Genomic DNA, 17174 nt, shown 5'->3' on the forward strand with positions numbered 1-17174 from the left:
AACTTATGCAGCTGCCTGCGACGTTAATTGCAAGAAGATATCTTCCAAATCTGTTTCTTCGGTGGAAACATCAACGATGGATAGGTTTGCGCCTGTTGTCGCCGTAATAATATCACCAGCTGTTACCTCAGATGGCTTATAGCTGATGGTAATATAAGTCAGACCATCGCTTTCTTTTTTCAGGCTTGGTTTAAATTTCGCCAAAGCTTCTGGTGCTTCTGATAAATCTTCACGTACAGACAGTTTTAATGTTTTCGCATCCAAACGACCTAAAAGCTTTTTCTTATCATCATGGGCAACCACAGTGCCGTGATTGATGATGGCAATTTCATCACAAAGTTCTTCGGCTTCTTCCAGATAATGGGTGGTCAAAAGGATCGTGGTGCCACGCTTGTTAAGTTCCACCACATTTTCCCAAAGCTGTTGACGCAATTCAATATCCACACCTGCGGTTGGCTCATCTAAAACCAGAATAGGTGGATTATGTACCATCGCCTTACCAATCAACATACGGCGCCGCATACCGCCAGAAAGTGTACGGGCATAGGCATCGCGTTTATCCCAAAGGCCAACGGATTTCAAAATCTCTTCGGTGCGGCGATCTTTTTTACGCACCCCATACATGCCCGCATGAATATTCATTAATTCTTCTGGTGTGAAGAAAGGATCGATATTTAACTCTTGCGGCACAATACCAATAGATGCTTTTGCGTTACGGGGATGTTCATCAATATCCGTGCCCCAAATCTCAACACTGCCCGTTGTTTTTAAAACCAGACCCGCCATGATATTAATCATGGTGGACTTGCCCGCACCATTTGGGCCAAGCAATCCAAATAGGCTCCCTCTTGGGATTGCCAAATCAACATTATCCAGCGCCAGTTTACCCGGTGCTTTACCTTGTGGCTTATATTTTTTGGTCAGACCTTTAATGTTGATCGCATATTCCGGTGTCGGAACTGCAGCACCTTTTGAAATGGCTGAACTGCCCATTGAATTATTTCCTTAACTATACGTATTTCAAACCCGCATTGCCCCCCTATCATTTCCATCCATTATTCAGACATTAGACAAAATTTGGGCTGACATTATTGATTTATGGAGTTATGTATATTTTTACAAGCTGTCTTGCGAAGAAAAGCTCTCTAAAGACTTATTCTTATCAAGAAACAGATCAGGATTAAACCATAGTTTAAAGAACTAATAAACGGGGAGTTTCCTCCATGCAGGCACCAGATATTAACCAACCGGAAACAGTTGAAGTTGAAAGTTTAAAAGTTTCCTGTGACGGTGGTGGGGGCGCATTGGGCCATCCAAAAGTTTATCTAACCATTACACAAGATAAAGAGAACTTTGTTGACTGCCCTTATTGCGACAAACGTTTTGTGCTGAAAGAAGGCGCAAAAGTTGGTGGTCACCACTAAGTTTTATCTAGGCTAAGTATAGCTTCTCAGATAAATTAAGTTTCAATTTCGGGGTGGGTTTAACTCACCCCGAATCTGTTTAGACTATCTCCAAATTTAACGATAAATCTGCTGTATCTATTTCAGCCAGCATAAGGGAAATTCAATGTCCGATACCAATGCCGATAGCAACAAACCAAGACATGTCTATCTGATTGATGGATCGGGCTATATTTTCCGTGCTTATTTTGGATTGCCGCCAATGAGTAAAGCGGATGGCACACCAACTAATGCCGTATTTGGTTTTTCCACCATGATCCATAAATTGGTGGAAGATACTGATGCAGATTATGTCGGAGTTATGTTTGATCGCGCGCGCGCAGGTTTCCGCTCAGAAATTTATCCTGACTATAAAGCACATCGCCCGGAAGCACCGGATGACCTAAAACCGCAATTTTCTCTAATTCGTGAAGCCGCCGAAGCCTTTAATCTGCCCGCTGTTGATATGGAAGGTTTTGAGGCAGACGATCTGATCGCAACCTATGCCCGCCAAGCACGCGATCTTGGGGCAGAAGTCACCATTGTCTCATCAGATAAAGATTTGATGCAATTGGTGGGTGATGGAATTTCCATGTGGGATCCAATGAAAAACATCAAGATCGGCCCAGAACAAGTGGTTGAGAAATTTGGCGTTGGACCAGATCGCGTAGTAGATGTACAAGCATTGGCCGGAGATAGTGCCGATAACGTACCGGGTGTTGCAGGTATTGGCATCAAAACAGCCGCACAATTGATTGATGAATATGGTGATCTGGAAAGCCTGCTGGATCGTGCTGAGGAAATCAAACAGCCAAAGCGCCGTGAAAAATTGATGGAACAGGCCGATCTTGCGCGTATCTCCAAGGAGTTGGTGACATTAAAGCAAGATGTGGATGTAGAAGTTCCCCTATCTGACCTGAAACGCCGTCCATTAGATGAAAACAAGCTTCTTGATTTCTTACGTGAAATGGAATTCAAACGTTTAATTTCCAAATTTGAAAGCCATGACCATGGTAAATTCAATGAAGTAAAAAAAGCAGAAATCAAAGCAGAATACAGCTTGGTTCAAGATGAAGAAACGCTCCAAAAATGGATTGATGAAGCCTATTCCGTTGGACATGTGGCGGTTGATACAGAAACCACAAGTGTGAATCAAAATGTCGCTGAGTTGGTTGGTATTTCCCTTTGTTCTGTTGCAGGTAAAGCTTGCTATATCCCCGTAGATCATAAGGCGAAAGTTGTTCAGGGTGATTTACTTGGTGGTGGCTCGGAAGAAGAAGCCCCCAAACAAATCAATAAAGCCCGTGCGCTTGAGATATTAAAACCACTTCTGGAAGATGTTGGTGTTCTTAAAATTGGTCAGAATATCAAATATGATATGACCATTTTTGCCCGTAATGGGGTGAATGTCTCCCCTGTTGATGACACAATGTTGTTAAGTTTTGTGCTTGAAGGTGGAATACATGGTCATGGTATGGATGAATTGGCCGAACTTCACCTAGGTGTAAAACCTATTAAATTTGAAGAAGTCGCAGGTAAAGGCAAACAACAAGTTACCTTTGATTATGTGGAATTAGATAAAGCACGCGACTATGCCGCAGAAGATGCAGATGTAACCTTACGCTTATGGGAAATACTTAAACCGCAATTGTTACAGGAAAAGCTGACAACGCTTTACGAGACAATCGAACGCCCCTTAACCAAAATTCTTTCGGATATGGAACAAGAAGGCGTGTTGGTTGATCCAGCTCACCTCACTCAACTTTCCGCTGATTTTGCAGACCGTATTGCAGAGCTTGAAAAAGAAATTCATGAATTAGCAGGAGAAGAATTTAATATTGGTTCCCCTAAACAAATGGGTGAAATCCTGTTTGAAAAATTGGAACTTTCCGGTGGGAAGAAAACCAAAACCGGTAGCTATTCTACAAGCGCCGACGTCTTGGAGAGCTTGGCACATGAACATGCAATCGTTGCTAAAATCCTAGAATGGCGTGGATTAAGTAAACTGCGTTCTACCTATACCGAAGCTTTATTACGTGAGATTAACCCAGCCAGCAAACGTGTTCATACATCCTATATGATGACTGGGGCGCAAACTGGTCGCTTAAGCTCCACTGATCCAAATTTACAAAATATTCCAGTACGCACCGAAGAAGGCCGTAAAATCCGCGAAGCCTTTATTGCAAAACCAGGTCATAAATTGCTCGCACTTGATTATAGCCAAATTGAACTTCGTTTGATTGCAGAAATTGCAGGCCTTGAAACCATGCAAGCAGCTTTCCGTGATGGTATCGATATTCATGCCATGACAGCATCAGAGGTCTTTGGCGTCCCTGTCGAAGGCATGGATCCAATGATGCGCCGAAACGCCAAAGCTATTAACTTTGGTATTATCTATGGTGTGTCCGCCTTTGGTCTTGCGAACCAACTGGATGTTAGTCGTACGGAAGCCAAACAATTTATTGATAGCTATTTTGAACGTTTCCCGGGTATCCGCAAATTTATGGATAAAACCATCGAAGATTGCCGTGCGAATGGCTATGTAGAAACTATTTTTGGTCGTCGTATCCATATCAACAGTATCAATGATAAAAACCCGATGCGCCGTAATCATGGTGAGCGTCAGGCAATTAATGCCCCTATTCAGGGATCTGCAGCTGATGTCATTAAACGTGCCATGATCCGCATCCCGGGTATTTTGAAATCAAACGGGCATGATGATGTGAAGATGCTGTTGCAAGTGCATGATGAATTGATCTTTGAATGCCCGGAAGCAAAAGCAGAAGAGGTTGCAACACTCCTTAAATCCACGATGGAAAAGGCAGCAGAACCGGCATTGAGCTTAAGTTTACCGCTTGTCGTAGATGCAGGTATCGCCGATAACTGGCGGGAGGCACATTAAAATGAGTTTTCAAAAAGCTGTTATTGATCTTTATTCAAATGCGCGTCCCCAACATCAGGAGCTGGATATACACTTTGCCAATTATCTTGAAGGTTTAAAATCCGAAGGACAATTGGTTGAAAGTTACAAACCGCAATCCCATGATCTTCAAACCATGTTTGGGGAATTCTTACATAAAGAGACATTACCTCAACATAGCGCTTTGAAAGTGGCTTTATTGGAACTTGAAAATAAAATCAGATGGTATGATTTCGGTGACCTAGATAAACGTTTTCCAGATTACAGTAGGCATATTACCTTTGCCCAGATATTAGGCCCTGTTGGAGGTTTTGGTGATGCGATGTATGAGCATCCAAGCATCAATGCCGGGATATTCATTCAAGCACCCGGTTATTATTATGCACCACACTTCCACGATAGTGTAGAGTTATATCATGTCTTACATGGTACTGCTTATTGGAAACGTGGAGATGAAGATTGGATGCCGCATAAGCCGGGTGAGTTCATTTTACATGACCGTGAACAAGTGCATGCAATGCGAACAGGAGATGATCCAATCATTGCGCTTTGGGCGTGGTATGGTGGACCAAATGCACCTGTTCTCTTCACGGAAACCGATTTTCACGGGAACCCGCAATAGTTTCTACCTCTATATCTTTTCACATTCTGGAGAGATACGCGGCCCATGCAACCAACTGGTCCATGCACGCCGCGGATGGATAAGAAATCTATAGCCTCTTATATCGGTAAGTGACTTGATCTGTATGTCCGCCCCCTCCTTATATTGATCAGTGGCAATATTAAAATCACGGCTGTCTATTTGACTGCCTTTCTGCAATGCGTCGGATGCTTGGTTATCAAAAATGATCATCTCAATTGAAGTTGTTTCAGCATATCCAAACTGACTATACCCAAATTTGCCTGCAATCATTGGGATATTTCTCACAACACATTCATCCCCATTGTTATCTGTGGTGATGTATACGCCTTCTGCCTTTAACCCATGTAGTTTATTCAACGCACCGACTGATGGTTTGGGAAAATAAAGAATACCCTTCGCGTTGGCTGGGATTTCTATGGCCTTTAATTTAAAGTTCATATTTTTTGTTACAGCTAGTGCTGAATGATCCTCAAATCCTTTTAACAAATTATATGAGGAGTAAGGTGAAGGCAGGTTCATTGCATAGATCAGTGGGGTCAACCCAATAAGACAAAAAATGGCGAAAGTCGCCATAATACCAATAGGAAGCTGTCCTGATTTTTGATTTTTTTCCGCTGTTCGTTGGCACAAAAAATAAGCTAGCACTATAATACCTGCCGGAATCAGGATTATCATCATCCACCAACTTGAACGCCCGGTATCGCGTAAGCGTCTCACTGTCATGGATATGGATGGAAGTAAACTCGTAACACCATATCCAACTTCTAGCCATGTAAAGCCGACGACATTAATCTCCAACAAAATTAAGACAAATGATACGACAGCATTCACGAGAAAAAATCGCCAATAAAGAACACGAGATACGCGTCCGTCAAATTGCAAACAAGTTTTCCACGCATAAATAAATTCCTGCATTTTCTTACTCCTATCTCAGAATTTCCCCAAGATTAGAAGGAGTTGCAGAAATTAGCGTCCTAGATCACGATTTAGGACGTCCAACATATTGATTTAGGACGAGAAGCGGATAAGATCGATCCGACTTTATAATATTGGAATTTATTATGTTGGCCATACCTGTGCCATTCGTGGCTTCTATTTTATACATAATGTTAGCAGTTATTGTCTTAATTCTAAGACCAGATCAAAAACGTATGGCTATCGGATTTTTATGCCTATGTGCAATGATGACAACAATTGTGGGTATAAGATGGAGTTTTGACAGTTATATTCTTCAGTTTATTCAACCAGTGCTTGCTGCAAGTATACCGATTTCGGCATGGCACTATTTCTCGCAAGCAGAGAAAGACAGAGCATTCTCTAAACTACATTTCGTACCATTAGCAATTATTGCTTTTGCTTCAGCTACAAGCCTCTATTGGTTACCGCCCTTTGATTTTGCTTTATCGCTTCTATATTTAAGCTACGGAAGCGCTCTAATCTATTCGTCATTACAAACAAAACAAATTCCTGAAAATATACGCCTATCAGAATTGAACTGGGCTAGAAACTCAAAAAGAATAGCAGGATTCATGCTTATTTTCTCTGCAGGAATCGATCTAGCAATTGCGATAGACTTCTCAATAAACAATGGTAAATCAGTTCCATATATTCTTTCAGTCGGACATATTATCCTTCTTCCATGCCTCGCCTTAAGTGTGATCTTAATTTGTCATGCAACACAAAAATCACGCGAAAACAGTCAAACTATGGAAATCGCATCCGATAAGGCGGAAATTTCAGATAAAGAAATACATGAGGTGATTTCGAAATTTACCCACCTAATGAAGGACAAAAAAGTGTATCTTGACCCCGATCTGACTTTGGGGCGTTTATCCAGAAAACTTGGTATCCCCACACGTGATTTGTCAAATGCGATTAATCAATTTTACGGACAAAATATTTCCAAAGTCGTGAATGAGTATCGTATCAAAGATGCAATGACACTTCTGCGATCGGCCGATCAATCTGTGACTTCAATTTTTCTGCAAGTTGGTTTTAATACCAAGTCAAATTTTAACAGGGAATTTCAAAGAATTACTGGATCTAGTCCAAGCGATTACAGACAAAATCAAACAAGCCCTGCAAGTTGAGGGGCATTATCATAACTAAAGTCGAGTGCAAATGCTTCGTCGATACCATTCCCAACTTCGTTGAAACAGACTTCTGGCCAATAGCGCATAGCAGCTAGATTCGGCGCAATGCGAATTTGGGTTATACTTTTTGTATGTGCATTCCCACGACGCATCAGAATTGATCGTCCAGGATCATTTGCATCTTGAGAGAGATGTAAGGAGGACATTACGACTGCGGGCATATGAGGGTAGCCAAGATATTCGTCCTGATAGGCTTTAAATAATTCAGAACGATATTCAATAATTTCAGCTAAACGCTCACCAGATGATGTCAAAAAGAAGCCTTCATTTAAAGAAATCTGCTTTGAGAACGTCTCTTCCCCGCTCCAAGTAAAATGATAAACTTGGCTCTCTTTATAAACCACAAGATCAAATGGGTTAAAGTCCCTATGACTTAGTGACCCACAATAACTTGCGACTTCTTCCAAAGTATTTTTCTTTAAGATTTCTGGGATCAATATCCCCCGGGACTTTGCAACATCAGCGCGATGCTGACCTTGATAATGGTTAAGTAATCCAGCAGCCATCCCATCTTCATTCATACCAACCCAAGTCCCATTTGAGACAGGGTCCACCGGATAGCATAAACCGTGTCCTACTTGTAATCGATTAGCTTCATCACGAAAGCGGCCTTCGTCACGATTCATTGTTAACACAGCCCCATTCAGGGTTGGGAAGATGGTCAAAGTACACATATTAACTAGCAGCTCTTAAGAATGTTGCTGTTGCCGGCGCAAGGCCAATTGAGGCTGGCAACGTAACATTCCGGGTCTTAGCAAGCAAACTAATGTATGCGGTATGATGAATTGTATGATTGATAAGATATAGTACTTCGCGAGATACATTCGATTTAAAACTGCTGGTTTGGCAAGCTGAAACATCAATTTCCGAAATCACTTCAAGATCTTGCTCTCTAAAGGAAACTTGTTGGATATTGATGTAAAGCGCCTCTAGCATCTCACGGGCTGACACAACATTTTCTTCACAACTATGGCCACGACGACGGAGGTTATAATCAAGAACGCCACTCTCAACAGCAGGTATAAATGCTTGAAGATGGTCTGCAATATGGCGAATATGTCTCCCAATTCCGACTTCTACATATACTTCTTGTTGATGATCCTGCTCTAACCCCTCCACAATTGAAATAATATCCAGAACTTGATCCAGACATTTCAATAATGCGTCTTTTAGCATAGATGTGTCTCCGCCTAAAATTAATATTTATTTAGGAAGAGTATAGAGATACTTCGCCCTAAAAAGGCATAAACTCTGTCTCAACTTATTGTGAGGAAAGTACTTTAATTACTTGCAGACCATTTTGAATGCGCTGGCAGTTTTTCTGTATCAGAAGGAACAGGGAGAACAGCCTCATTGATTTCAGTCTCTAACTGTTTTTCAGTTTTTAATTCAGATCGTAAAGATTGGACTTCTTTATCTAAAGCGTTGGCTTTTTTACGGGTATCACGTGCTTCTTTACGTTTATTCTGCCCAGCCATCCAACTTGCGAAACCACCAGCTAGAAAACCAATTAACATCATAATAAAGCCGAATAACACCAATGGCATTTCAACGGAAAAAGGAAATGGCCAAAGCGTAAGTTCAGTCGCTCCGCGATTCGAAACCGCGAAGGATATTGCGATCAAAACCAATGGAAACAATAGAATCCAATTGATGATACGCATATACAGACATCCTTATGAGATATAATGAAAAACTAGGAAAGCTTCTTCCCCGACGAAAGAAGCTTATCACAGGACATAGAAGAGGAAAATCTTTAAGTTATTCGTCATCGCCATTTAGGCGTTCACGCAAAAGTTTACCTGTCTTAAAGAATGGAACCGCCTTTGCATCAACACTTACAGATTCACCTGTACGCGGATTACGACCAACACGCGCTTCACGATGTTTTACGGAAAAGGCACCAAATCCGCGTAACTCAACACGGTCGCCCTGACATAAGGCATCGGTAATTTCATCAAAGATGGTGGTGACAATGCGCTCAACATCGCGATGATACAAATGCGGATTTTGTTGAGCAATACGAGCGATCAGTTCTGAACGTGTCATGTCGGGCTCCAGTTGTATAATCCCATGTCAAAGGTGCAATGAGTGCAACGAATAATTTGCCTTCGACCCTGCTTCAAACGATTTTTCAATTACACCTTTAGCTCTATGGCACTGAAAAATCATCATAACTTTTAAAAGCTTAGCCAAAACAACCGCTTCAGGTCAAGTAGAGTCTGCGTAATTTCATGAAATATATCAGATTCCACGCATAAAACCGCAAGAAATCGTCTGAATATTGCAATTCGCGCATGAGTGTTACTTCTCCTCCTAGTTTAGAATGCGAATAATTTTCTTCTTGAGCTCATTTTCAATTTTCTGTAAGTAGGCTCTACGGTTCTCAATGAAGAAAACTGATTTGAGATTAAAAGGGAATACGGTGCGGTGTATTCATCAGAAGCCAAAGCCGAAGCTGCCCTCGCAACTGTAAGCAGAAAGTGAACCCTATAAACCACTGATCTATTTTGATTGGGAAGGATGGGGAAACGTCAGATCTGTCAGCCAGGAGACCTGCCGCATATATAACTTAATCCGGACGAGGTGTGCCGGGGAGGTCAATAAATGCGTTTCCTGCTTTTAGAGGCTGAGCATCAAAAACCCCATATCTGTTTGGGTAATGATGTAAGCCTTATTAGAAATTCCCAAAAGTTAAATGGGCAATGTCTATGTGCTAATTTACATCGGTATATGGTGATGTAATGATCATATCCGTTTGTTCACATTGTAAATCCAAAAACATTGAAAATTTAAGCCCAACCCAACTCGTTGAACGCTTACAAGCGGGACTGGATAATGATATCAAAATACAGCAAGTTAAATGCTTGGCTGCATGTGAGCACTCAATTTCTGTTGGCATCACGGATACTGGAAAAGCGAGCTATCTATTCGGACATATCTCTTCAGATGAAGATGTGAAAGCCTTAACTGAATTCACTATGCAATACAAAAATCGGCCGAATGGTTGGACGAATGCATCAGAACGCCCCAAAGCTCTCTATAAAAAAACAATTGCCCGAATTCCTGCCAGCATATTTGAGCTGAAAGACAAAGGTCATCAATCATGAAACCGCAAATGACTATACTCTCCTGCAATAAACTTGGCTTCAAAGATACAAAAGGCAAGATACTATTGGATAGCGTATCCCTTACTGTAAAAATAGGAGAGAAAATAGCCATTGTTGGTCCCAATGGCGCAGGTAAATCAATATTGCAAAAACATCTATCCGGCAGATTAAATCCAGCTATGGGTGAGATCAAATTGCATGATATGCCTTTATCCGCCATTCCACCTCTTAAGCGCGCGCAGTTAATGGCGGTCATGGCACAATCTGAACAAATTGAACCTCTACTATCTGTAGAAGAATATGTGTCTCTGGGTCGTATTCCTCATCAACATTCCTCAAAAGCCAAGGAAGACAGAGATCAAATTGATAGAGCCATTCAAATTTGTGGCTTAGAAAAGTTCAAAGATCAAACAATTCAAACATTATCTGGCGGAGAACGGCAACGTACCTCCCTAGCACGTGCTATTGCACAACAGCCAGAATTGTTGTTGCTGGACGAACCGACCAATCACCTTGATTTACGGGCTAGAGCAGACATCCTCAAATTGGTCAAAGGCTTACCTTCAACCGTCATCGCTGTATTACATGATTTATCTCTCGTACATGATTTTGCGGATCGTGTGATTGTTGTTCGACAAGGAAAAATTATATCTGATGGATCCCCATCAGAAAGCTTATCTCCTGCTATTGTACGGGATGTATTTGGAATGGAAACTCTTGATGTCCTCCATCCTGTTACCGGAAAGCCTCTCCGGGTTTATGAGGCTCCTCACTTAGAAACTGATATACAAACTGAAAAGGAATTTACATATGCGTAAGTCTTTTGCTCTTTCTGCATTATTAGCAGCACCTTTGCTCATTGGTGCACAAGTCGCTATGGCTGATAATATAACGGTCGATAGTTGTGGTCGTGAGGTGACCTTCGACACAGCGCCAAGCAAAGTTATCGTTCATGACTTAAATATGAATGAGATGGCGATGGCTCTTAATCTACAAGACAAAATGGTTGGTGTAACAGGCGTAACTGGCTGGTACAAAACTGAAGGCCCTGCCCTTCTTGAAAAATTAGGTGGCGTTCCTGAGCTTGCCCCTAAATATCCTTCATTGGAAAACTTATTGGCGGCTGAACCTGATTTGTTTGTTGCAGGTTGGTATTATGGCATGAAACCGGGCGGTGAAGTAACACCTGATATTCTATCTCAGCATGGTATTCAAACACTAGAACTCACAGAAAGCTGTGTTCATTTAGATAAAAACAAAAAAGCTGCGTCTATGGATTTGTTATTTGATGACATGCTACGCCTTGGTAAAGTTTTTGACAAAGAACAAGAAGCCGACGCTTTAGTTGATGGTTGGAAAAAAGAACTTGCAAGCATCAAAGAAGCTGTTGGTGAAAATGCTGGAACACGTGTGTTTCTATATGACAGTGGTGATGAAAAACCGTTTACAGCGGGCAAATACGCAATCCCCACAGCAATGATCGAAGCTGCAGGTGGTAAAAACATTTTAGACGATATGGACACAAGCTGGGGACGTGCAAACTGGGAAACCGTTGCTTCCAGAAATCCAGAATTTTTAGTTTTATTAGATTATAGCCAAGATGGTAGTGGTGCCGCTGGCTTGATGGATTTCTTAAAATCTCATCCAGTCATGAGTGAAACAGATGCCGTTAAAAACGGGCGTTTTGTTGCATTACGTTATGCCGAATTAACACCAGGACCTGCAAATATTGAAGCTATTCGCAAAATCGCTGCTGCGATGAATCCTGAAAGCTTCTGATGGTTATTCGCAGATTTCCATTTGCATTGGTATGTGTTGCGGCTGGGCTCGTCCTGGCCGTCGCCATGCCATATGGAATTGCAACAGGTAGTACAGCGATTACCTTTGAAACAGTTATAGCCGCTTTTTTAGGGCCTGATCTCGCTACTTTATTCGGTTTGGAGCCAGCCAATAAACCAATGACAAAGATCATTCTGGATTTAAGATTACCTCGTATGATACTTGCGGCTCTTGTCGGTGGTGGTCTCGCTGTTGTTGGTGGGCTCCTACAAACAGCCACGCGGAATGACCTTGCAGACCCATTCCTATTTGGTCTTTCTTCTGGCGCTGCGGCGGGGGCCGTCTTTGTTATCACCGTGACCGGTGATTTTCTGGGCATTTGGACCCTTCCCATTGCTGCCTTCCTAGGTGGGCTGCTCTCTGCTTCTGTTGTGTTAGTGCTTGTCACCAGAACCATACATACCGGACCAGAAAGATTAATCCTTGCAGGTCTTGCTGTTTCATTTCTATTTACAGCGATCACAAACTACCTGGTCTTCGCAGGCGATCAACGTGCAGCCCATTCCGTGGTCTTTTGGTCTCTTGGCGGTCTAGGCCTTGCGCGTTGGGAAACAATTGGCTTTGCCATAGCAAGCTTTACTTTATTAATGTCTTTCTTTGCTTTTAGAAGACGCGCTTTAGATGCTCTACTTGCCGGGGATGATACAGCTCACAGTCTTGGGGTTGATCCTAAAAAAATACGAGTCGAAATCTTTATCATCTGCGCAATCAGCACTGGCCTGTTTGTGGCTCTTGTCGGCGTAATCGGCTTTGTTGGGCTTATGATACCTCATCTGGCGCGTGCTGTTGTCGGTCCACTGCACGGGGCAATGTTGATAGTTTGCGCCCTTTTCGGCGCTGTCTTAGTTGTATTAAGTGATATTGTCAGCCGTTTACTACTTGCCCCACAGGAATTGCCGATCGGTGTTGTCACCGCTGCATTAGGTGCAATCTTTGTGATCTTCTTAGTAACACGAAAACGCGTTCGCTAATATTTCACTTCAGATAATCATTCTGACTACTAAAAAAGAAAGGGCCGCCCCAATGGGACGGCCCTAAACTTTTGATCTTCGGTTTGAAGAAAATCGCTAGCGATTATTCGCCAGATTTTTCTTTCAACGCTTTACCCAAGATGTCGCCCAAGGACGCACCAGAGTCAGAAGAACCGAAGTTAGCCATAGCTTCTTTTTCTACGTCAGACTCATGCGCCTTAATAGATAGTGTCAACTTACGGCTAGATTTATCAACAGCTGTTACTTTCGCATCAACTTTTTCGCCTTCAGCGAAGCGATCTGGACGTTGTTCGCCACGATCACGGCTAAGGTCAGCCTTACGGATAAAGCCTGGAGCACCTTCACCAGCTTCAACTTCAATGCCAGCTTCTGTTACTTTAACAACTGTACATGTAACAACGTCACCACGTTTGATGTCGCCCAACGCGTCTTCGAATGGATCACCAGCTAGTTGCTTGATGCCCAAGGAGATGCGTTCTTTGTCTGTATCAACATCCAATACTTTCGCTTTAACAACGTCACCTTTGTTGTAACCAGCCAAAGCGTCTTCAGCGGATTGATCCCAAGATAGGTCAGACATGTGAACCATGCCATCGATGTCGTCTGTCAAACCAATGAACAAGCCGAATTCGGTGATGTTTTTGATTTCGCCTTCAACTTCGGAACCAACTGGGTATTTATCCAAGAATGTATCCCATGGGTTGTCCATGCATTGCTTGATACCTAGGGAGATACGACGTTTGGAAGCATCCACGTCCAGAACCATAACTTCCACTTCTTGAGATGTGGAAACGATTTTGCCTGGATGTACGTTTTTCTTTGTCCAAGACATTTCGGAAACGTGTACCAAACCTTCGATACCGGATTCCAATTCAACGAATGCACCATAGTCAGTGATGTTTGTAACAGCACCTTTGAAACGACCGTTCAATGGGTATTTAGCGTCTACGCCTTCCCATGGATCAGCTTCAAGTTGTTTCATGCCCAAGGAGATACGTTGTGTCTCAGCGTTGAAGCGGATTACTTGAACTTTAACTGTCTCACCGATTGTCAAAGCTTCAGATGGGTGGTTGATACGACGCCAAGAGATATCTGTAACGTGCAACAAGCCGTCTACGCCGCCAAGATCAACGAAGGCACCGTAATCTGTGATGTTCTTAACAACACCCTCAAGTGTTTCACCTTCTTTAAGGTTTTTCATCAATTCAGCATGTTGTTCTGCACGGGACTCTTCCAATACAGCGCGGCGGGAAACAACGATGTTGCCACGTGTGCGGTCCATTTTAAGGATTTGGAATGGTTGTGCATTACCCATCAACGGTGTGATGTCACGTACTGGACGGATATCAACTTGGCTACCTGGCAAGAATGCAACAGCGCCGTTAAGATCAACTGTGAAGCCACCTTTAACACGACCAAAGATAACACCTTGTACGCGTTCGTTGTTGTTGAACTGAACTTCAAGAGCAGTCCAAGCTTCTTCACGTTTCGCTTTGTCACGGGAAAGAACGGATTCACCGTTTTTATCTTCCATGCGCTCAACGTATACTTCAACAGTGTCGCCAACATTTACATTCGCAGGTTCACCAGCAGCTGGTGCAAATTCTTTAAGTGCAACGCGGCCTTCAGATTTCAAACCAACATCGATCAATACCATGTCGTTGGATACGGATACAACTGTACCTTCTACAACTGTACCTTCTAGGCTATCGCGTTCGCCGAGGCTTTCCTCAAGCAGTGCCGCAAAACTTTCTGCAGTCATTTTCAAAGTTTCCTTCTAATTTTAAAACTATTCTGGCCGTATGGTTGGTTCCAACGGTCTCACCTCAAGGTTAAAAAATGATGCTTGTCGTGAGGCTCGGTCAAACATCGGGTAACAGATAAAAATTCTAGTCAGTTCGCTAAGCCTGTTAACTTAACTATTTGAAATTCCAACAGCATTTAAAGCGGCTTGAAAAGCCTCATCGATAGATAAATCAGATGTGTCGATAATTTCTGCATCATCAGCGGGCTTCAAAGGGGCCACTGCCCGGTTGCTATCTCGCTGATCTCTTTCTTTCAAATCTTCTAAAACGCGTGTGTATATAGAGCTTTCCCCGCGTTGAATCAACTCTTTATGTCGTCTTTCTGCACGAATTTCTACAGAAGCCGTCATGTAAATCTTGGAATCAGCATCCGGACAAACCACCGTCCCGATATCTCTACCATCCAAAATAGCGCCTTCAGTACCGACAGGCGGGTTAGAAGCAAAGTTCTGCTGAAACGCTAAAAGAGCCGCACGGACATCTGGCATTGCCGCCACTTTTGACGCTGCTTGTGCTGCCTCATCCGACTTTAACGCCGGGTCATCTAATTGCGTATAGTTCAAGCTATTTGCCGCGTCCAACGCTGCCTCAGGATCCTCTGCGTCACCACCAAATCGCACAACACCATAACCAACCGCACGATAAAGCTTGCCTGTATCCAGATACGCGTAATTCAAATGCTCTGCTAATTTTTTAGCGATAGTACCCTTACCGCTTGCCGCAGTGCCATCAACTGCAATTACTTTACCCATAACTTTTCGCACTTTCTTTAATTTTAGGCGTCTTCAATCTTCGCACCAAGACCAGTCATTAGGTCATGGAAAATCGGGAAACTTGTTTCAATTGGAGAACCATCTTCTACGGTTACAGGCTGTTCAGATACCAATCCCATGACCAAGAAAGACATGGCCATGCGATGATCATGGAAACATTCAACCATACCGCCACCAGGGATATTGCCCCCTGTGCCATGGACGACCATCCAATCCTCACCTTCTTCAACTTCAACGCCGTTCGCACGCAAACCGGCAACAACAGCGGAGAGACGGTCAGATTCTTTGACGCGTAATTCTTCCACGCCACGCATTTCTGTTTTGCCTTCCGCAAAAGCAGCCGCGACAGCCAAAACCGGATATTCATCAATCATACTTGGCGCGCGTTCCGGTGGCACGACAATACCCTTTAACTTAGAACTGCGTACAGTGATATCACCTACAGGCTCGCCACCTTCAATACGCTCATTCTCAATCACCACATCTCCGCCCATTTCTTGCAAGGTTGCGAACAGACCCGTACGAGTTTCATTTAAGCCAATATTCGGCATCTTGATTTCGGACCCTTCGGTCAACAAAGCCGCCACCATAGGGAAAGCAGAACTACTTGGATCAGATGGTACGATCAAATCAGCTGCCACCAATTCAGGTTGCCCTGTCACCGTGATACGATTACCGCCATTTTCCATAGGCTCAACCGCAATTTCACCACCGAAATGGGTGAGCATACGTTCTGTATGATCACGCGTTGGTTTATTTTCGATAACTGTTGTTTTGCCACGTGCATTAAGACCAGCAAGCAAGACGGCAGACTTCACCTGCGCAGACGCCATTGGTAATTCGTATTCAATCGGTAAAACATCTTCTGCACCTTTGACATAAAGTGGTAAACGCTCCCCACTACGGCAATGGAATTCTGCCCCCATTGCCCCAAGAGGATCAGTTACCCGCTTCATCGGGCGCTTTCGTAAACTGCCGTCTCCTGTCAGACATGCAGAAATATTATGGCTTGCCATAATACCAAGTATCAAACGCGCGGAAGTACCTGAATTCCCCATATCCAAAACATCTTCTGGTTCTTGCAGGCCGCCAAGCCCAACACCATCAACCGTCCAACTGCCATCGTCATGTTTTTCGATGGTTGCCCCCATTGCGCGAAAAGCAGCAGCGGTAGACAAAACATCTTCACCTTCCAACAAACCTTTCACCGTTGTACGGCCAACAGCCAAACTACCCAACATGATGGAACGGTGTGAAATAGATTTATCACCAGGAATCGTGATCTCGCCTTTCAGGCCAGAAGATTTAAAAGATTTCATTGGACGGGCAGAATTGCTCATGTGTCAGCTTTCCTTATAAGAAAGATAAGTCTTGTATTGTGAGAAGGTCAGTAACATGCAGATGTGTTTACGAACAAGCAAGATATTTATGACCATCAAAGCACGCAAATGTCGAAATTTTATAACGAATGGTCGACAATAATAATTTTTTATGTTT

General features: G+C 43.0%; 17 protein-coding genes and 1 riboswitch. Of the genes, 8 read left to right on the forward strand and 9 right to left on the reverse strand.

Annotated features, from left to right (window positions below):
* Positions 1 to 3: 3 nt before the first annotated feature.
* Positions 4 to 993 carry an ABC transporter ATP-binding protein gene (locus tag ACOQOA_RS05990; protein ID WP_420547739.1) on the reverse strand — a complete coding sequence of 330 codons (990 nt, stop codon included), beginning with the start codon at positions 991 to 993 and terminating at the stop codon, positions 4 to 6.
* A 230-nt stretch (positions 994 to 1223) separates the two neighbouring features.
* Between ACOQOA_RS05990 and ACOQOA_RS05995 the strand changes: the two genes are divergently transcribed.
* The 3 genes from ACOQOA_RS05995 to ACOQOA_RS06005 all read left to right on the forward strand — a co-directional run bounded on the left by ACOQOA_RS05995 (position 1224) and on the right by ACOQOA_RS06005 (position 4984).
* Positions 1224 to 1424: a zinc-finger domain-containing protein gene (locus tag ACOQOA_RS05995; protein WP_155157170.1), complete on the forward strand. Its 201-nt coding sequence runs from the start codon at positions 1224 to 1226 to the stop codon at positions 1422 to 1424.
* A 145-nt stretch (positions 1425 to 1569) separates the two neighbouring features.
* Positions 1570 to 4344, forward strand: a complete 2775-nt coding sequence (gene polA, locus ACOQOA_RS06000; protein ID WP_420547740.1) for a DNA polymerase I — start codon at positions 1570 to 1572, stop codon at positions 4342 to 4344.
* A 1-nt stretch (position 4345) separates the two neighbouring features.
* Entirely contained in the window at positions 4346 to 4984 is a 639-nt protein-coding gene (locus tag ACOQOA_RS06005; RefSeq protein WP_420547741.1) for a dimethylsulfonioproprionate lyase family protein, read from the forward strand.
* A gap of 9 nt (positions 4985 to 4993) precedes the next feature.
* Here ACOQOA_RS06005 and ACOQOA_RS06010 read toward each other — a convergent pair whose 3' ends face one another.
* Complete coding sequence (locus ACOQOA_RS06010) at positions 4994 to 5920, reverse strand: DUF805 domain-containing protein (RefSeq protein WP_420547742.1); 927 nt, start codon at positions 5918 to 5920, stop codon at positions 4994 to 4996.
* A 146-nt stretch (positions 5921 to 6066) separates the two neighbouring features.
* Here ACOQOA_RS06010 and ACOQOA_RS06015 point away from each other — a divergent pair, with 146 nt between their 5' ends.
* Positions 6067 to 7095, forward strand: a complete 1029-nt coding sequence (locus ACOQOA_RS06015; RefSeq protein WP_420547743.1) for a helix-turn-helix domain-containing protein — start codon at positions 6067 to 6069, stop codon at positions 7093 to 7095.
* Here the strand turns inward: ACOQOA_RS06015 and ACOQOA_RS06020 are convergent.
* The 4 genes from ACOQOA_RS06020 to ihfB all read right to left on the reverse strand — a co-directional run bounded on the left by ACOQOA_RS06020 (position 7074) and on the right by ihfB (position 9207).
* Positions 7074 to 7784 carry an NRDE family protein gene (locus tag ACOQOA_RS06020; protein WP_420547744.1) on the reverse strand — a complete coding sequence of 237 codons (711 nt, stop codon included), beginning with the start codon at positions 7782 to 7784 and terminating at the stop codon, positions 7074 to 7076. The genes ACOQOA_RS06015 and ACOQOA_RS06020 overlap by 22 nt on opposite strands.
* 49 nt (positions 7785 to 7833) lie before the next feature.
* Positions 7834 to 8334, reverse strand: coding sequence for a hypothetical protein (locus tag ACOQOA_RS06025; protein ID WP_420547745.1), 501 nt, complete (start codon positions 8332 to 8334; stop codon positions 7834 to 7836).
* Positions 8335 to 8438: 104 nt separating this feature from the next.
* The gene (locus ACOQOA_RS06030) at positions 8439 to 8822 is read right to left on the reverse strand and encodes a LapA family protein (protein WP_420547746.1); all 384 of its coding nucleotides are present in this window, start codon (positions 8820 to 8822) and stop codon (positions 8439 to 8441) included.
* 97 nt (positions 8823 to 8919) lie between these two features.
* Entirely contained in the window at positions 8920 to 9207 is a 288-nt protein-coding gene (gene ihfB, locus ACOQOA_RS06035) for an integration host factor subunit beta (protein ID WP_420547747.1), read from the reverse strand.
* 314 nt (positions 9208 to 9521) lie between these two features.
* A riboswitch (cobalamin riboswitch) is annotated at positions 9522 to 9737 on the forward strand.
* A gap of 165 nt (positions 9738 to 9902) precedes the next feature.
* Between ihfB and ACOQOA_RS06040 the strand changes: the two genes are divergently transcribed.
* Genes ACOQOA_RS06040 through ACOQOA_RS06055 form a run of 4 tightly spaced genes read left to right on the forward strand, consistent with a single transcriptional unit; the run spans position 9903 to position 13078 of the window.
* Positions 9903 to 10268 (forward strand): DUF1636 family protein, encoded by a 366-nt coding sequence (locus ACOQOA_RS06040; protein WP_420547748.1) that lies wholly within the window; start codon positions 9903 to 9905, stop codon positions 10266 to 10268.
* On the forward strand, positions 10265 to 11086 hold the full coding sequence (locus ACOQOA_RS06045; RefSeq protein WP_420547749.1) for an ABC transporter ATP-binding protein: 822 nt from the start codon (positions 10265 to 10267) through the stop codon (positions 11084 to 11086). Before ACOQOA_RS06040 ends, ACOQOA_RS06045 begins: the two co-directional genes overlap by 4 nt.
* Entirely contained in the window at positions 11079 to 12047 is a 969-nt protein-coding gene (locus ACOQOA_RS06050) for an ABC transporter substrate-binding protein (RefSeq protein ID WP_420547750.1), read from the forward strand. The genes ACOQOA_RS06045 and ACOQOA_RS06050 overlap by 8 nt, the downstream gene beginning before the upstream one ends.
* The gene (locus ACOQOA_RS06055) at positions 12047 to 13078 is read left to right on the forward strand and encodes a FecCD family ABC transporter permease (protein WP_420547751.1); all 1032 of its coding nucleotides are present in this window, start codon (positions 12047 to 12049) and stop codon (positions 13076 to 13078) included. The genes ACOQOA_RS06050 and ACOQOA_RS06055 overlap by 1 nt, the downstream gene beginning before the upstream one ends.
* Before the next feature lie 103 nt (positions 13079 to 13181).
* Here the strand turns inward: ACOQOA_RS06055 and rpsA are convergent, their stop codons facing one another.
* The 3 genes from rpsA to aroA form a co-directional block, all read right to left on the reverse strand.
* Entirely contained in the window at positions 13182 to 14861 is a 1680-nt protein-coding gene (gene rpsA, locus ACOQOA_RS06060; protein WP_420547752.1) for a 30S ribosomal protein S1, read from the reverse strand.
* Between the two features lie 153 nt (positions 14862 to 15014).
* A complete protein-coding gene (gene cmk / locus ACOQOA_RS06065) occupies positions 15015 to 15656 on the reverse strand; it encodes a (d)CMP kinase (RefSeq protein ID WP_420547753.1) in 642 nt (213 codons plus the stop codon).
* Between the two features lie 23 nt (positions 15657 to 15679).
* Positions 15680 to 17017, reverse strand: a complete 1338-nt coding sequence (aroA, locus tag ACOQOA_RS06070; RefSeq protein WP_420547754.1) for a 3-phosphoshikimate 1-carboxyvinyltransferase — start codon at positions 17015 to 17017, stop codon at positions 15680 to 15682.
* Positions 17018 to 17174 lie beyond the last annotated feature (157 nt).

It is taken from the genome of Curvivirga sp., from assembly GCF_965219885.1.
Classification (GTDB): Bacteria; Pseudomonadota; Alphaproteobacteria; order UBA8366; family Aestuariispiraceae; genus Curvivirga.

What these genes read in the sequence shown, in the direction of transcription:
- ACOQOA_RS05990 (WP_420547739.1), bottom strand. Translation starts at nt 993, where the DNA reads ATGGGCAGTTCAGCCATTTCAAAAGGTGCTGCAGTTCCGACACCGGAA.
- ACOQOA_RS05995 (WP_155157170.1), top strand. Translation starts at nt 1,224, where the DNA reads ATGCAGGCACCAGATATTAACCAACCGGAAACAGTTGAAGTTGAAAGT.
- polA (WP_420547740.1), top strand. Translation starts at nt 1,570, where the DNA reads ATGTCCGATACCAATGCCGATAGCAACAAACCAAGACATGTCTATCTG.
- ACOQOA_RS06005 (WP_420547741.1), top strand. Translation starts at nt 4,346, where the DNA reads ATGAGTTTTCAAAAAGCTGTTATTGATCTTTATTCAAATGCGCGTCCC.
- ACOQOA_RS06010 (WP_420547742.1), bottom strand. Translation starts at nt 5,920, where the DNA reads ATGCAGGAATTTATTTATGCGTGGAAAACTTGTTTGCAATTTGACGGA.
- ACOQOA_RS06015 (WP_420547743.1), top strand. Translation starts at nt 6,067, where the DNA reads ATGTTGGCCATACCTGTGCCATTCGTGGCTTCTATTTTATACATAATG.
- ACOQOA_RS06020 (WP_420547744.1), bottom strand. Translation starts at nt 7,784, where the DNA reads ATGAATCGTGACGAAGGCCGCTTTCGTGATGAAGCTAATCGATTACAA.
- ACOQOA_RS06025 (WP_420547745.1), bottom strand. Translation starts at nt 8,334, where the DNA reads ATGCTAAAAGACGCATTATTGAAATGTCTGGATCAAGTTCTGGATATT.
- ACOQOA_RS06030 (WP_420547746.1), bottom strand. Translation starts at nt 8,822, where the DNA reads ATGCGTATCATCAATTGGATTCTATTGTTTCCATTGGTTTTGATCGCA.
- ihfB (WP_420547747.1), bottom strand. Translation starts at nt 9,207, where the DNA reads ATGACACGTTCAGAACTGATCGCTCGTATTGCTCAACAAAATCCGCAT.
- ACOQOA_RS06040 (WP_420547748.1), top strand. Translation starts at nt 9,903, where the DNA reads ATGATCATATCCGTTTGTTCACATTGTAAATCCAAAAACATTGAAAAT.
- ACOQOA_RS06045 (WP_420547749.1), top strand. Translation starts at nt 10,265, where the DNA reads ATGAAACCGCAAATGACTATACTCTCCTGCAATAAACTTGGCTTCAAA.
- ACOQOA_RS06050 (WP_420547750.1), top strand. Translation starts at nt 11,079, where the DNA reads ATGCGTAAGTCTTTTGCTCTTTCTGCATTATTAGCAGCACCTTTGCTC.
- ACOQOA_RS06055 (WP_420547751.1), top strand. Translation starts at nt 12,047, where the DNA reads ATGGTTATTCGCAGATTTCCATTTGCATTGGTATGTGTTGCGGCTGGG.
- rpsA (WP_420547752.1), bottom strand. Translation starts at nt 14,861, where the DNA reads ATGACTGCAGAAAGTTTTGCGGCACTGCTTGAGGAAAGCCTCGGCGAA.
- cmk (WP_420547753.1), bottom strand. Translation starts at nt 15,656, where the DNA reads ATGGGTAAAGTAATTGCAGTTGATGGCACTGCGGCAAGCGGTAAGGGT.
- aroA (WP_420547754.1), bottom strand. Translation starts at nt 17,017, where the DNA reads ATGAGCAATTCTGCCCGTCCAATGAAATCTTTTAAATCTTCTGGCCTG.